The sequence below is a fragment of the Kineosporia mesophila genome (genome assembly GCF_021129235.1).
In the GTDB taxonomy this organism is placed as follows: domain Bacteria; phylum Actinomycetota; class Actinomycetes; order Actinomycetales; family Kineosporiaceae; genus Kineosporia; species Kineosporia mesophila.
The window spans coordinates 44,934-58,944 of sequence record NZ_JAJOMA010000026.1 but is presented as its reverse complement, the minus strand read 5'-3'; the positions used below and the strand labels follow the sequence as shown (position 1 = coordinate 58,944).

At 68.9% G+C, this 14,011-nt stretch carries 14 protein-coding genes; 6 read left to right on the top strand and 8 right to left on the bottom strand.

The window, feature by feature from the left end; translation table 11 throughout:
- Positions 1 to 118: 118 nt before the first annotated feature.
- Positions 119 to 874 (top strand): SDR family NAD(P)-dependent oxidoreductase, encoded by a 756-nt coding sequence (locus LR393_RS28425; protein ID WP_231487973.1) that lies wholly within the window; start codon positions 119 to 121, stop codon positions 872 to 874.
- On the opposite strand, the gene LR393_RS28420 is transcribed toward LR393_RS28425, so the two are convergent.
- From LR393_RS28420 to LR393_RS28405, 3 genes are all read right to left on the bottom strand, one after another.
- Positions 855 to 1,274, bottom strand: a complete 420-nt coding sequence (locus tag LR393_RS28420) for a winged helix-turn-helix transcriptional regulator (RefSeq protein WP_231487972.1) — start codon at positions 1,272 to 1,274, stop codon at positions 855 to 857. The genes LR393_RS28425 and LR393_RS28420 overlap by 20 nt on opposite strands.
- A gap of 72 nt (positions 1,275 to 1,346) precedes the next feature.
- Positions 1,347 to 1,943, bottom strand: a complete 597-nt coding sequence (locus tag LR393_RS37280) for a sugar O-acetyltransferase (RefSeq protein ID WP_345718868.1) — start codon at positions 1,941 to 1,943, stop codon at positions 1,347 to 1,349.
- A 124-nt stretch (positions 1,944 to 2,067) separates the two neighbouring features.
- Positions 2,068 to 2,658, bottom strand: coding sequence for a sugar O-acetyltransferase (locus LR393_RS28405; protein ID WP_231487971.1), 591 nt, complete (start codon positions 2,656 to 2,658; stop codon positions 2,068 to 2,070).
- Between the two features lie 237 nt (positions 2,659 to 2,895).
- Between LR393_RS28405 and LR393_RS28400 the strand changes: the two genes are divergently transcribed.
- Together LR393_RS28400 and LR393_RS28395 are read left to right on the top strand one after the other, a co-directional pair.
- The gene (locus LR393_RS28400; RefSeq protein WP_231487970.1) at positions 2,896 to 3,447 is read left to right on the top strand and encodes a quercetin 2,3-dioxygenase; all 552 of its coding nucleotides are present in this window, start codon (positions 2,896 to 2,898) and stop codon (positions 3,445 to 3,447) included.
- Between the two features lie 37 nt (positions 3,448 to 3,484).
- A complete protein-coding gene (locus tag LR393_RS28395) occupies positions 3,485 to 4,312 on the top strand; it encodes an alpha/beta hydrolase (RefSeq protein ID WP_231487969.1) in 828 nt (275 codons plus the stop codon).
- A gap of 15 nt (positions 4,313 to 4,327) precedes the next feature.
- Here the strand turns inward: LR393_RS28395 and LR393_RS28390 are convergent, their stop codons facing one another.
- Positions 4,328 to 4,771 carry a response regulator gene (locus LR393_RS28390; protein ID WP_345718869.1) on the bottom strand — a complete coding sequence of 148 codons (444 nt, stop codon included), beginning with the start codon at positions 4,769 to 4,771 and terminating at the stop codon, positions 4,328 to 4,330.
- Between the two features lie 129 nt (positions 4,772 to 4,900).
- On the bottom strand, positions 4,901 to 5,404 hold the full coding sequence (locus tag LR393_RS28385; protein ID WP_231487967.1) for a CGNR zinc finger domain-containing protein: 504 nt from the start codon (positions 5,402 to 5,404) through the stop codon (positions 4,901 to 4,903).
- 67 nt (positions 5,405 to 5,471) lie between these two features.
- Here LR393_RS28385 and LR393_RS28380 point away from each other — a divergent pair, with 67 nt between their 5' ends.
- Positions 5,472 to 6,611, top strand: coding sequence for an epoxide hydrolase family protein (locus LR393_RS28380; protein ID WP_231488060.1), 1,140 nt, complete (start codon positions 5,472 to 5,474; stop codon positions 6,609 to 6,611).
- Complete coding sequence (locus LR393_RS28375) at positions 6,611 to 7,732, top strand: epoxide hydrolase (RefSeq protein ID WP_269328036.1); 1,122 nt, start codon at positions 6,611 to 6,613, stop codon at positions 7,730 to 7,732. Before LR393_RS28380 ends, LR393_RS28375 begins: the two co-directional genes overlap by 1 nt.
- Positions 7,733 to 7,939: 207 nt before the next feature.
- Here the strand turns inward: LR393_RS28375 and LR393_RS28370 are convergent, their stop codons facing one another.
- Both LR393_RS28370 and LR393_RS28365 read right to left on the bottom strand, forming a co-directional pair.
- Positions 7,940 to 8,326, bottom strand: coding sequence for a hypothetical protein (locus LR393_RS28370; protein ID WP_231487965.1), 387 nt, complete (start codon positions 8,324 to 8,326; stop codon positions 7,940 to 7,942).
- Positions 8,323 to 10,449 (bottom strand): hypothetical protein, encoded by a 2,127-nt coding sequence (locus tag LR393_RS28365; protein WP_231487964.1) that lies wholly within the window; start codon positions 10,447 to 10,449, stop codon positions 8,323 to 8,325. The genes LR393_RS28370 and LR393_RS28365 overlap by 4 nt, the downstream gene beginning before the upstream one ends.
- Positions 10,450 to 11,280: 831 nt before the next feature.
- Here LR393_RS28365 and LR393_RS28360 point away from each other — a divergent pair.
- The gene (locus LR393_RS28360; protein WP_231487963.1) at positions 11,281 to 12,171 is read left to right on the top strand and encodes an SDR family NAD(P)-dependent oxidoreductase; all 891 of its coding nucleotides are present in this window, start codon (positions 11,281 to 11,283) and stop codon (positions 12,169 to 12,171) included.
- Positions 12,172 to 12,464: 293 nt separating this feature from the next.
- Here LR393_RS28360 and LR393_RS28355 read toward each other — a convergent pair whose 3' ends face one another.
- Positions 12,465 to 13,922 (bottom strand): glycoside hydrolase family 43 protein, encoded by a 1,458-nt coding sequence (locus LR393_RS28355; protein ID WP_231487962.1) that lies wholly within the window; start codon positions 13,920 to 13,922, stop codon positions 12,465 to 12,467.
- Positions 13,923 to 14,011 lie beyond the last annotated feature (89 nt).

Sequence of the window (14,011 nt, the reverse complement as noted above, 5' to 3'; positions counted from 1 at the left end):
TCTCGGCCTCAGCCCCCTGGCCAGCCGGGGCCCTGTGCAGGAGGCTCACCTTCAGGTAACCGCCTCACCAAAAAGTGCCTTCTTCCGCGATCATCGGGCAGTTCCTAACCTCGCCACCATGAACACCACCGCCCTGAGCAACCGCATCGCCCTGGTCACCGGCGCCTCGAAGGGCATCGGCGCGCACATCGCCACCGAGCTGGCCGCGGCCGGCGCCGCCGTGATCGTGAACTACCGCACCGACGAGGCCGGCGCCGACCGGGTGGTCAAAGAGATCGCCGAGAACGGCGGCCGGGCCGTGGCCGTACGCGCCGACGTCGGCCGGAGTGACGAGGTCAAGGCCCTGTTCGCCACTGCACGAGAGACTTTCGGAACAGTGGACGTGCTGGTCAACAATGCGGCCATCTCCGAGTTCGGTCCGCTGGGCTCCTACACCGACGAGCAGTACCGCCGGCACGCGGACACGAACTTCTGGGGTCCCATGCTGACCATGCAGGAACTGATCGGGCAGACCGACCTGGGACCCGCGTCCATCATCAACATCTCGACCGCCGGAACCACCACCCTGCCGCCCTACGCCAGCCTGTACGTGGCGACCAAGGCAGCGCTCGACGCGGCGACCGTGATCGCCGCCAGGGAACTAGGCCCGCGCGGCATCCGGGTGAACACCCTCGCCCCCAGCGTCTCGGACACCGACGGCACCCGCTCCAGCGGTTTCATCGGCTCCCCGCTGGCCGACCAGGCCGTCGCGCAGATCCCGCTCGGACGTCTGGGCACGCCGGACGACTACGGCCAGGTCGTGGTCTTCCTCGCCTCGGACGCCGCCCGCTGGATCACGGGCGCCCACCTCCACGTCAGTGGCGGGCAGCGCTGAGTTCGCCCGCCTGACGGTCGTGCCCGGCCTGGGCCTCGAGAATGCCGGACGCGTTCTGCCCGAACCAGTGGATGAGTTGCGTGAGCGGGGTGGCCAGGCTCACACCCATCGGGGTGAGTGAGTAGGTCACCTGGGGCGGGACGGTGGGCTCCACGTCACGGTTCACCAGTCCCGCCCGCACGAGCGTCTTCAGATTGTGCGACAGCATCTTCTGGCTGATCCCGTCGACCCGAGCGTGCAGCTGAGAGAACCGGTGCGGCCCCTTGATCAGCGCCGCGATGATCAGGGTGCCCCACCGGGTCGTCACCTGATCCATGATCGCCCGGCTCGTGCAGGTGCGGTCGAGGATGTCGGCCGCCAGCAGGGTGCCGGCCACGGCCAGCTCGTCGTCACCGGTCATCCCCGCAGATTACCCCGGGAAAGCTACTTACTAAAGGTGAGCTAGCTGGTCATCACCCGTCTGAAACTCGTCTCAGTGGGTCGATGTGTACCCCGTGCGGTCTTTCGCGGTGATCTCCCGCAGCACGCGACCCGGGTTGCCGGCGAAGACCACGCCCGCCGGAACGTCTTTCGTGACCACCGACCCGCCACCGATGACCGCACCGTCGCCGATCGTCACCCCCGGCAGCACGGTGACCCCACCCGCGATCCAGACCCCGTTCCCGATCGTGATCGGCCGCGCCCAGCATCCGCCCGCGATCCGCTCCTCCAGGTCGAGCGCGTGGTTGGACGTGTACAGCCCCACCTTCGGGCCGATCAGCACGTCGTCACCGATCACGATGGGGGCGCCGTCGAGCATCACGCAGTCGAAGTTGGCGAAGAACCGCGCGCCGAGGTGAATGTTGCGGCCGAACTCGCAGCGGAACGTCGGCTCGAAGTTCGCGCCCTCTCCCGCCGACCCGACGACCTCCTTGAGCAGGCTCTCCCGCTCGGGTGACGGCCGGCCGTAGGAGGCGTTGTACCCGTTCGTCGCCAGCACCGCCCGGGTGCGGGCCTCCAGCAGCTCCGGGGTCAGGTCGTCGTACATCCCGCCGGTCGCCATGTGCGCGAACTGCTCGGTCAGATCCACTGCGTCTCCCTGATAACTACCGCTGCGCCGGAACACCCCTGAGCCTAATCCGGCGCCCCCTCGGGACCAGCGGCGGACGTCGTCCATGATCACGAACAAGGGGACGATCCAACGCACGTCTGCGTCAGACGCGACCCCGCAGTTCGTCCTGCGTGATTGCTCGCGTCACCCGGCACGGCACCCCCACCGCGACGCTCATCGGCGGGATGTCGTGCGTGACCACGCTGCCCGCACCGATCACCGACCCGTACCCGATCCGTACCCCCGGCAGGACCACGGCGTTGCTGCCGATCCAGACCTTGTCCTCGAGCACGATCGGCTCGGAGAAGCGCCGGAAATCGACGCGCAGGTCGGGGTGAACGGGATGGCCGGTGGTGGTCAGCGTGACGCCGGGGGCGATCATCACCCCGTTGCCGATCCGGATCTCCACGTCATCCACGAAGGTCAGGTTGACGTTGCCGAAGAAGTCGTCGCCGATGTGCACGTTGCTGCCGAACCCGGCGTGGAAGGGTGACAGCAGCACCGTGCGGGCGCCGACCGAGCCCAGGATCTGCTCGAGCAGGGTGCGACGCCGATCCGTGTCGCTCGGCCGGGTCTGGTTGTAGTCGAAGATGAGGTCGGCCCGGCGCTGCGGTGCGAGGAACGCGGCCTCCGACTCGGTGTAGAGGGATCCCTGCCGGATGCGCGCGAGCACCGCCGCATCGTGCTCACTCATCGCTGGGTTCACATGACCAGCCTAGACCGAGGTGATGTCAAGGAAGCCGGGGTCCGGTGGCCGCGTCGTGAAAACTGCATCCTGGAAATCGCACTCGGCGAAGGGCCACCCAGGATCGATGGTTCCGGGATGCTCCGGCGCCCCACTTCTTCCGCTGAACGGAATTCCTCACAGGACATCACCAGGTGGCTGGGGCAAGCTGGGCCCGGCACTGACGCCACCATCGGGAGGACAGCGATGACCCTGGAGTTCACCCAGCGAGCGACCGGCGGGGACTCGCCGTTCGCCCTGCCCGGCAGCCCGGTTCCGTACTTCCTCGAGGCCGGTGAGGGCGAGCGCGCCCACCTCTTCGACCAGTTGTTCACGGTGCTGCTGTCGGGTGACGAGACCGAGGGCCAGTTCGGGGTGTTCACCATGGAGGCGCCCCGGGGTGAGGCCATTCCCGTGCACTCCCACGCGGATGTCCACGAGATCTTCTACGTGCTCGACGGAAAGGTCCGCGTCATCATCGAGGATCTGGACGGCACGCGGCACGACAAGGTTCTGGCCACCGGTGATTTCGGGTACGTGCCGGCCGGGCGCAAGCATTCCTTCCGGGTCGAGTCGCACCGGGCCCGCACCCTCGGGGTGAACACGGGCGGTTTCGAGCGGTTCTTCGCGGCCGCCGGCGAGCGCACCGAAGCGCGCATGCCCCCGGTGGTTCCGTTGATCCCGTCCCGGGAGCAGCTAGGAGCCGCGGCGCAGGAGTTCCGGAACGAGTTCCACCACGGTGTCCACCTCCATGACTGAGGCGACCCCGGTGGGGCGAGGTGATCGTCCCTCATTGATGCGCCCTCACCGCCATGGTGACGTGCGGTTCTGGCGGGCCGTGGAGTACGCGACGGTGCCGGGGTTCCGGCCGCTGCTGCTGGACGTTTACCGCCCCGACACCCGTGCGGCCGTGCCCGCGGTGATCTTCGTGCACGGTGGCGGCTGGCACGTGGGCAGCCGGTCGTCGGTCGGCCCGACCTTCGCCGACTGGCTGCCGTCACCGCTGGAACAATTGGCGGGCAAGGGTTTTGCGGTGGTCTCGGTCGACTACCGGCTGACCGGGGAGGCGCGTTTCCCGGCGCAGCTCGACGATGTCACGACTGCTCTGGCCTGGTTGCGCGATCGTACGGACGAACTGGGCATCGATCCGCAGCGGATTGCGGTGTGGGGTGAGTCGGCGGGCGGGCACCTGGCCGCACTGCTGGGGCTCACCGCCGAGGGAGTTGCCGCGGTGGTCAGCTGGTACGGCCCCTCCGACCTGTCGGAGTTTCCCTCCGACGCGGCCGAACTGGGAATCTCCGTCGCCGATCCGTCGGCCCCGGACTCCCGCGAGGCCCTCCTGCTGGGCGGCAGGGCCACCGAGGTGCCCGAGCTGGCGGCTCAGGCATCCCCGGTGGCACGGGTGCATGAGAATGCCCCGCCGTTCCTGCTGATCCACGGCACCGCAGACCGTTTCGTGCCGCACCGGCAGTCACAGCGACTGGCCGAGGCGTTAGAGGCCAAGCGTGTGGACGTCCGTCTGCGTCTGCTCGCGGGCGCGGATCACCTGTGGCTGGGTTCACCGGAAACTGCGCGCACCGCTTTTGATCTCACCGTCGAGTTCCTGCGTGAGCGGCTTGCCTGACCCGCCTGGTCCAGTTCAGCCGTTGCGCTGGTGGGGCGGCAGGAGCGCGCTCACCCCGGTGTAGAAGTGCCCGATCTGGTCGACCACAGCTTCCAGTGCGTCCAGGTCCATCGGCTTGGTGACGTACGCGTTGGCGTGCCGTTGGTAACTGGCCAGCACGTCGCTCTCGGCATCGGAGGTCGTGAACACCACAACCGGGATCGCCCGGAACCTCTCGTCACCCTTGATCGCGGCCAGAGCCTCACGTCCGTCGAGGCGGGGCATGTTCAGGTCGAGCAGGATGAGATCGGGACGGTCGGCATCCGGGCCGCCGCGGTGCAGGAAGTCCAGAGCCTCCTGACCGTCACCGACGACATGGAGCACCGGCGGACGCTGACTGCGTTCCAGTGCTTCGGTGACCATCAGAACGTCACCGGGATCATCCTCGACCAGCAACACGACCGGGAGCCTTGGATTCATCGTCAACACACGCCCTTACTACGGGACTGCATCGATAGCTCTCTGCAGGTCATCATCGTCGTCATCGACGCTCGCGAATCTCTGCACGAACGTCGGGAAATCATCACACACCACAACACCACCGCGCGCCTACTCCGCCCGGCGACGGCGATATGTCCGCGTCTTGTGCCGATTGCCGCACACCTCCATCGAGCACCAGCGGCCGCCGCCACTGCGTGAGGTGTCGTAGAAGGCCCAGCGACAGTCGGACGAGGCGCACAGTTTCAGACGGCTCCAGCCTCCCGAGGCCACGGCCACCGCGACGGCCTCGATCATCACGTCGAGACCAGCGACGCCACTGTTCGCGACGAGGCGCAACCCTCCGCTCGCATCGGGGGCCATCCGCACCGGAAAATCGTTCAGGGCCGTCGAGATGTCACCGGTGAGCGCCTCCCGCAGGCCGGCCCGCAACGCGAGGGCCGTGGTCAGACCGGGCTCACCCAGTTCCAAGGCCGGGAGGTCGTGAGCCTCCAGCCAGACCGCGAGCGCCTCGACCGAGGTGAGTTCGTCGGTGGCGACGTGGTTCTCCCCGTGCCGGCTGAAGGTTCTCTCGTCCAGCGTGTTGACGAACTGCTCGACCACTACCAGATTCACGACACCAGCTTAAGGCCACAGAGGTGTTGATTGTCTGCAACACCAGCTTTACGGTTAAGCGGTGTCGATGACGAAGAAGACCCCGACCGACGTCCGTCCTGTGCTCGAGGTGAGTTCCGCGGATCTCGACGACCTGCGAGCGCGCCTGCGCAAGACCCGGTGGGCCGAACCCCTCCCGGTGGCTGCCTGGGAGGCGGGCACCGACGTCGACGAGGTGCGGCGCCTGGTGGAGTACTGGGCCGACGGTTACGACTGGCGCCGGCACGAGGCCGCCATCAACGAGCTGCCGCACCGGTTCGCCGACATCGACGGCACCCCCGTGCACTACCTGCGGTTCGACGCCGAGCGGGAGGGCACGCTGCCGCTCGTGCTCACCAACGGCTGGCCGAGCTCGTTCTTCGAGATGGTCGAGCTGGCCCAACGCCTTTCGTCGCCCTCCCGGTTCGGCGGCCAGGGCCAGGACGCCTTCACGGTGATCGTGCCGTCGCTACCCGGCTTCATCTTCTCGCCTCAGCGCCTGGGCGACAGCCTGCCCACACACGAGCTGTGGCACCGGCTCATGCATGACGAGCTGGGTTTCGAGCGGTACGGCGCGCACGGCGGTGACCTCGGCGCGGGGGTCACCGGCCGGCTCGGTCAGGCCCATCCCGAGGCCGTGGTCGGCATTCACCTGCTGAGCGTCGACTCCACTCCCCGCGACAACCTCACCCCCGAAGAGCAGGCCTACCTGGAGGCGATCGCGACCTGGCACGCGCAGGAGGGCGCCTACAACCACCAGCAGAGCACCCGCCCGCTCACCCTGGCCCAGGGGCTGGGCGACTCCCCCTCCGGCCTGCTCGCCTGGATCCTGGAGAAGTACCGGGCCTGGAGTGACTGCGGGGGTGACGTCTCCAGCCGGTTCAGCGACGACTTCCTCCTCACCCAGGCGTCGCTGTACTGGTTCACCGACACGATCTCGACCTCGTTCCGGCCCTACTACGAGAGCGGTCAGGCTTCCGGTTCCTCTCCCCTGCGCGTCGAGGTTCCCACTGCGGTGGCGGTTTTCCCGGGCGATCTCGGTGCCCCGCCGCCGCGCAGCTGGGTGGAGCGCACCTACCACCTGACCCGTTACACGGTCATGCCGCGCGGCGGTCACTTCGCTCCCTACGAAGAGCCGGCCCTGCTTGCGGACGACCTGACTGACTTTTTCGGGTCGGTGAAAGAATGATGGTGGAGCGCCTTGGGAATCTTGGGGGTAGGGCCTCCCTCGACGACCTGCACGACCGTCTCCGCCGCTACCACCGCGTCCCCCCGGTGGCCTCCGAAGGCGAGTTCGGCGTCCCCTCGTCGTTGCTGGATGCCCTGATCGCTCACTGGCGCGACGACTTCGACTGGGCCGCGCAGGCTCGACGGATCGCGGCCTACCCGTGGGAGCAGACCGAGCACGCGTCCGTGCCCGTTCGGGCCATCATCTCCCGGGCCGACGCCTCCCAGACCGACGCCGACGCCGACGCCGGTGTCGTCCTGCTCCTGCACGGCTGGCCGGACTCGGTCCTGCGGTTCGAGCGACTCTTCCCGCACCTGGACGACGTCACCTACGTGGCCCCGGCGCTGCCCGGCTTCCCGTTCGCGGCCCCAGCGGCGCCGGACGGGGTGCCGGGCGGACTGTCAGCGGTCGCGATGGCTGACGCAATGGCCGTGGCCATGCGGGAATTCGGGTTCGAGCGCTACGTGATCTCGGCCGGCGACGTGGGCTGCGACGTGGCCGAGGCCCTGGCGGCGTGCCATCCCGAAGTCGTCACCGCCCTCCACCTCACCGACGTCTCGCAGTTCCATTTCCTGGTCGATCCACCCGCAGACCTTGACGAGGAGGAGCGTGCCTACGTCGCCCGCGGTCATCGATGGCAGGCGGCCGAGGGTGGCTACATGCACGAGCAGTCGACCCGGCCGAACACGCTCGCGGTGGGGCTCGGTGACTCCCCCGCCGGGCTGGCCGCGTGGATCGTAGAGAAGCTGGACCGCTGGAGCGACGGCCCGTTCACCGACGTCTTCAGCTACGACGAGGCGCTGACCTGGGTGAGTGCCTACTGGCTGACCGACTCCATCGGCACGTCGTTCACGCCGTATGCCACCGGCGGCACCATGGACTGGCCCCGCATCGAGATCCCCACGGTCTTCACGGTCTTCGCCCACGACCTGGTCAACGCCCCGCGACAGTTCGCCGAGCGCTACTTCGACGTGGCCGCGTGGCGGGAGTACGACCACGGCGGCCACTTCGCCGCCTGGGAGCGCCCGGACGAGTACTTGTGGGGACTACGCACCGCCCTGGAAGCACAGCGCCCCACCTAATTCGGCCAAGTACCCGTGGAGACAACGCACCACCTTCAATCCACATCGCCCCACCTGATTCGACCGAGCACCCCGTGAAGACAACGCACCACCTTCAATCCACATCGCCCCACCTGATTCGACCGAGCACCCCGTGAAGACAACGCACCTCCTTCAATCCACATCGCCCCACACGATCCGGCCGAGGTCTACGGAATTCCGGCGGGCTCAGTAGTCGGGCCCCAGGAAGGCCTCCTCCACCTGCTGCAGCTCGTTCTCGCCGAGGTGCGGCTGGACCCAGTTGCGTAGTTCCAGGTGCAGGATGAACGTCGCCGGCACCGCCGCGTCGTACTTCTCGACGTAATAAGCCAAGTCACGGGGCCAGACCCAGGCGCCGTCGGTGACCAGTTCCAGCGGGGCGACGGCCCGGGCGGTGTGGTCGAGCACGTCGTCGACCAGGGCCGCCGTCGCCGCGAGGACGACGTTCCCCTCCAGGTACCGTAGGAGCTTCGCGGTGTCCTGATCCGTGTCGCGCTCCACGGCCTCGCGCAGGCTCTCGCCGTTCGGGTCGCCGTGCGGAAGTTCCCGGAAGAACCCGGCTCTGCTGATGTTCATCGTGATGCTCCCGGCCGGAAGGGGATCCATCGTCCGGACGTCGCCAGCGGCGAAGGCCCGACCACCAGCCGACCCGAACGGAAGGCGAAGACCGTGCCGGAGGGTGCCAGCACCTCGACACCGAGCTTGTCAGCCAGGTTCTGCGCCGTGGCCGCCCCCACCCCGCCGACCGCACCCGAGACCAGCCGGACCGGACCGCCGCCGTAGTTCGCGTCGTTGAGGATCAGCCGGGCCAACGCGCGGTGACTGAACCCGAGCCCCGTGGACATGCCCTGGATGATCACGTCGTGGTAGCCGTGTTCGGGCACGGCCCGGGCCGCGAGCTCGGAGAAGTCCTCGGCCTTGGCCAGGAAGTCCGAGACCCCGCCCAGGTCGAAGGCGTGAAGATAGTCCTCGGCCGTCAGGCGCACCGCCCGGTTCTGCACGGCGCCACCAAAGTTCACCGGGACGAACGTCAGCGTGAGTTCGGCGCCGTCGGTGAGCAGCGCCCCCGGCGTCACCCGGGACAGATACGCCCGCACCGCCGACCGCGGGTCACGCACGAAGGTGGCAGCACCGCGCCCGTGCGAGGCCAGGTACGGTGCGGCCCCGGACACCCCGAACGCCTGCCCGAGCGACCCGGCCGACAGACCGGCCAGCGCGATCAGCCCACCGACCACCATCAGCTGCCGCCACACCGTCAGCCCGGACCACCAGACCCCAGGATTCGGCGGCCCTTCGCCGACCGGACCGGACGGCCACCCTCCGGCCAGCCACGCCCCGGCCAGAAGAATCATCAGCACCGCCGCAGCACTCACCCGCCAGCCGGGAACGGCCCGTGACCCACCGGGACCGGCCTGGGTGGTGAACGCCTCCCGCCGCGCGTGACGCACCATCTCCGCCGCGGCCCGGCCCCGCACCAGCCGGGTCAGCCGGGACTCCCCCGTCGCACCGGCGTGCGCGGCCAGGATCACCACCCGATCCCGCGACGCATAGGCCACCAGCGCACAGGTGGCGACCACGAGCGTGCGCCAGGCCTCCGCAACCGCCCGGCCCGACGCCCCCAGAACCTCGCCCCCCGAACTCCGCGCTGCGCCACCCTTCCGGGAAGCAGCCCGGGACGCCCGACGCCCTCCGCTGTGCGCCTTGGCGTCATCGCGCTCGGCGGCATTGTCTTGAGCACCGCTCCGCCGGGGATCGGCGTCATCCTCCGCGGTGTCTTCACCTACGGGGTCCGGCGGCCCCTCAATGACCAGGCGGGACGACCACGCGTGGGTCCACCAGACGGCCAGCCAGGGCACCGGCAGGATGGTCAGGTCGCCGCGCCGGGCATCGACGGCCAGCAGGTGCCGGGCGTCGACCAGTAGCGCGAGCACCAGCACCGCGGCCAGCAGCGCCACCGACGGAACCCTCTCGTGCAGAGGCAGGGCCTCGACCACCTGCCGACCCCACCGCAGCGGGAGCGGAACCGACGCCGTCGCGCCGGACGGATCGTCCACCGTGCGACCGGACACCGCCAGCCACCCCACCAGAACCGGCGCGGCGAGCGCGAAACCGCGCAGCACCACCGCACCCGCACCGGAGCTGACCGCGGCCCGGCGCCATACCACGATCGCCAGCCCGACCGTGGCCGTGATGATCGCGGTGGACACGAACTGCGTTCCCGGGCTGTCCGACCCGGACACCTCGTGCGCCATCTCCCGCACCGCCTGGAACGCCAGCCCGGCGGTGAAACCCAGGAGCAGCCAGTCGGTCACCGAGAACTGCCGCGCCCGCCGGGGAACCACGAACGCCAGCGCGGCCACGGGCGCCAGCTTCAGTGATTCCTCCGCCAGACCGATCGTCGAGGGAGCCGGGCCGTCCGGGAACAGCACGAGCAGCGCCACCACGGCCACCAGCGACCAGAGCAGGGCGAGCGCGTACATCCGCGCGGCCGTGGTCCACCGCATCGTGCGGGTGACAGCGATCAGGAACCCGACGATGAACAACCCGTAGACCTTCGCAAAACCCTGCACCGGCGAACGCATCTCCGGCCACAGCAACGCCACCAGCACAACCCCCGCCAGAGCCGTCCAGAGTGCCGCAGCCCGCGAGATCCGCAGCCGTCGGACCAGTTCCGGGCGCTCGGCGATGCCGGCCGGCATCCATCCTGAAGGACGCCACCCCCGGCCACCGCCCTCCGTCTCTCCCTGATCAACAGACCGGTCGGGAACTTCCCCCGACGTGGTCCGATCGTCCTGTGCCGTTTGTGTTGCCATCGCCCGTGTCGCCGTTGCCTCTGTCGCCGATAGCCGTGCTGCCGATGCCCTGGCCAGCGCCGCCTCTGTCTCTGCCGGGGTCATCGCTGCGAGCGCCCAACCACCTGGGCCATCCCCGCCCGCACCACCGTTGCCCGGGCCACCTTCACCAGCGCCGCCCGGGCCGCGTCCGTCGCAGACGGCGCTGTCCTTATTCGAATCATCGCCGCCGGTGCCACTGCAGCCAGTGCTACCGCCTGCGTCGTCGCTGCTCGTGTCGCCATCCTGGTCCCTGTCCTGCTCATGCCCCCGGCGCCCGCCCGGGTATGCCAGGGTATGCCGGATTCGGCCCGCCCAGTCCTCGGTGCTGGCGATGCCGATCCGTGGCTCTGCCGGACGCGGCGTTCTTTTCCCTGATGACGCGCACCTTTCGCGATGTGGTCGACGCCGCCCGAATCCGGTGGGCCGGACAGCGATGCTTGACCGAACCGCGTTATGGGCGTGCTGCCGGAGCGACATATCCCCGTTAACAGCGCGTAGTCGCCGCTCCCCGAGCCCTCGTCCAGCAGTGCCACGACCCATCGCCCCCTCCCCGAATCGGCGATACGCGAGAACTATATCAACGAACCGCCACCGTGCTACGGTTCACGTATCAACGAATCCCCACGAAGCTATCGCGGATACGCCAGGTGTGGTGCGCAGCTTCCCACGCCTCCGCAGATCTCAGGAGGACCCACCATGAGCAGCACGATCCTCATCACCGGCGCGGGTTCCGGTTTCGGCGCGCTGACCGCCCGAGCCCTGGCCGACGCCGGCCACACCGTCTACGCAGCCATGCGGAACACCACCACGCGCAACGCCGAGCGGGTCGCCGATGCCCGGGCCTACGCCATCGAGCACAACGCCGATCTCCGCACGGTCGAGCTCGACGTCCTCTCGCAGGAATCGGCAGACGCCGCGATCGCCACCGTCCTGTCCGAGACCGGGCGGCTCGACGTGATCATTCACAACGCCGGCCACATGGTCACCGGCCCCACCGAGGCGTTCACCCCCGACGAGATGATCGCGGTCTACGACACCAACGTGCTGGGCACCCAGCGCGTCAACCGGGCCGCATTGCCCCACCTGCGTTCCCAGCGAAAGGGCCTGGTGCTGTGGGTGGGTTCGACCTCCACCCGGGGCGGAACGCCCCCCTACCTGGCCCCGTACTTCGCGGCCAAGGCCGCGATGGATGCCCTGGCCGTCTCCTACGCCGCCGAACTGGCCCGCTTCAACATCGAGACGTCGATCGTCGTCCCGGGTGCCTTCACCAGAGGCACCAACCATTTCGCCACGGGTGGCCAACCCGCCGACCAGAGCGTCATCCCCGCCTACGAAGAGCATTACTCCGGCCTGATGGACCAGGTCGCCCTGCGCCTGGCCGACCTGGCCCCGGCCGACGCCGACGTCTCCCAGGTCGCCGCCGCCATCGTCGAGGTGGTCGCGACCGACCACGGCGAGCGCCCGTTCCGCGTCCACGTCGACCCCTCGAACGACGGCTCCGAGACCGTCAGCGTTCTTGCCGACCACATCCGCGCGCAGTTCCTCACCCGCATCGGCCTCGAGGATCTGCTCCACCCCACCACCTGATCCCCCTCGCCCCGCCGAAAGCACCGGTGCGATGAGAGCCCCAGGCCCTCAGCCCGCACCGGAGCTGCCCGGCCGGTCAGCAACCCCGGCCGGGCATCTCCGCTCAGATCATCCAGGCCTCAGATCAGTTCGCCCGGGATTTATCTCGGTTCATCCTGACCTCGACCTCGCCCAAGCACTCCCAGGCTCAGTTCCCACGAACCCGGGTTCAGCTCGCCTGGACCTCGGCGCAGCTCGTCCAGACCGGGGCACGGCACGCCCAAGCCTCGGTCCAGGCCGCCCCGCCCTTCGGCTCAGTTCGTCCAGACCTCGGCGCGGTCGATACTGATCGTCGTCCCGGCGGAGGCGGCGTTCTTGTCCCCGGTCACGCGCACCTTGACGGTGTGGGTGCCGCTGCCCAGCTTCGGTGAGAGGTAGTTCATCCACTCGCCGACCCGGATCCGGTTGGACGGGTAGAAGTCGACACGCTTCTCGGCCTGACCGTCGATGCTGATGGCGGCGATGCCGTTGCCGACGTCCCGTACCGACAGCAGGGCCAGCTGGGTACCGGTGAAGGTGAACGTCGCGGTGGCCCCGGCGGCGCCGCTCCAGTGGTCGTCGCCCCAGAAACACTGGGCGGCGCAAGCCGTTCCGGTACTCCAGGTACCGCTGTAGGTGAGTGATCCGACGCCGCTGGATCGTCCGTCGTCGTTGATCCACCCGGTCGACGGGCCCGGGTCACCGGCGGGCAGCTCCTGGGAGGCGCCGATGGCCAGTGGTTCACCGAGGTTCGGGCTGCCGTCGCTGTTCCAGCCGATCCGCTGGATCCGGCTGGTGCGGTCGGAGTAGGTGTTCACGCTGGTGGTCTTGGCCAGGTAGACGATCCAGTCCTGGGTGCCGTCGGGGCTGGTGAAGAAGCTGTGGTGCCCCGGGCTGAACACGCCGCGGGCGTCCGAGCGGGAGAACACGGCACCGTCGTGCTGCTGCCAGTTGGACGTCACCAGCGGGTCGGCGGTGGCGGCGATGCTCGTCATCCACAGCTTGTAGTCCGGCTTTCCGGTGTCGCAGACCGAGTACGTCATCCAGGTGCGACCGTTGCGGTAGAGGAAGGCCGGGCCCTCCCGCACCTCGGCGCAGTCACCGCCGGCGTTGATGGCGACGGCGTTGCCCGAGACCGTCCACGGGTTCGACAGCGGGGCGATGTTGATGCCGTTGTGCTGGTACTGGTTCGTGCCGCTCCAGGACAGGTACAGCTTGCCGTTGTGCTTCATCAGCGACGGGTCGATGGCGAACACGTCCCGGTTCGGCGGCGTCAGCTTCGCCTTGAAGTGGTAAGAGCCCGCCGGGTCGTTGGCGTCGGACTCCAGCACGTACAGCCGGTGGTTCTCGTCCACCCCGTCGTCGGCCGTGTAGTAGAGGTACCAGCGGTCGCCCACCTGGTGGAACTCCGGCGCCCAGACATCCTTGTTGCGGGAGGTGTTGCTGTCCCGCCACACCTCGATCGGCGTGGCCCGCAGCAGCCCGGCCGCACTCGGGGCCCGGCGGATCTTGATCGAGTCGCCCTCGGTCATGGCCAGGTAGTAGTTGCCGCTGAAATACGTCATGAACGGGTCGGGCCCGGTACCCACCGGGTTCCGGAACGTGCCCCCGGCCGCGCGGGCCGGCGAGGTCGAGGTCAGCGAGGTGAACACGACGAAGGACAACAGCAGACCGAGAACGGCGGTGGCCCCGAGGAGCAACCTCCGCCGGGGCCGGGACGTGAACAGGAGCACAGGGATCTCCATCGAAAGGGCGCAGAGGCCGGACAGCGAATCAGGGCGATGCTCGACCCGGTCGTGTTATGGCCGCGCTGCCGCAGCGA

Bases quoted from the DNA above. Each gene is read 5' to 3' on its own strand.
- LR393_RS28375 (WP_269328036.1), top strand. From the start codon at position 6,611: ATGGTGGAGCGCCTTGGGAATCTTGGGGGTAGGGCCTCCCTCGACGAC.
- LR393_RS28360 (WP_231487963.1), top strand. From the start codon at position 11,281: ATGAGCAGCACGATCCTCATCACCGGCGCGGGTTCCGGTTTCGGCGCG.
- LR393_RS28400 (WP_231487970.1), top strand. From the start codon at position 2,896: ATGACCCTGGAGTTCACCCAGCGAGCGACCGGCGGGGACTCGCCGTTC.
- LR393_RS28420 (WP_231487972.1), bottom strand. From the start codon at position 1,274: ATGACCGGTGACGACGAGCTGGCCGTGGCCGGCACCCTGCTGGCGGCC.
- LR393_RS28380 (WP_231488060.1), top strand. From the start codon at position 5,472: ATGACGAAGAAGACCCCGACCGACGTCCGTCCTGTGCTCGAGGTGAGT.
- LR393_RS28395 (WP_231487969.1), top strand. From the start codon at position 3,485: ATGCGCCCTCACCGCCATGGTGACGTGCGGTTCTGGCGGGCCGTGGAG.
- LR393_RS28370 (WP_231487965.1), bottom strand. From the start codon at position 8,326: ATGAACATCAGCAGAGCCGGGTTCTTCCGGGAACTTCCGCACGGCGAC.
- LR393_RS28365 (WP_231487964.1), bottom strand. From the start codon at position 10,449: ATGCCGGCCGGCATCGCCGAGCGCCCGGAACTGGTCCGACGGCTGCGG.
- LR393_RS28425 (WP_231487973.1), top strand. From the start codon at position 119: ATGAACACCACCGCCCTGAGCAACCGCATCGCCCTGGTCACCGGCGCC.
- LR393_RS28405 (WP_231487971.1), bottom strand. From the start codon at position 2,658: ATGAGTGAGCACGATGCGGCGGTGCTCGCGCGCATCCGGCAGGGATCC.
- LR393_RS28390 (WP_345718869.1), bottom strand. From the start codon at position 4,771: ATGAATCCAAGGCTCCCGGTCGTGTTGCTGGTCGAGGATGATCCCGGT.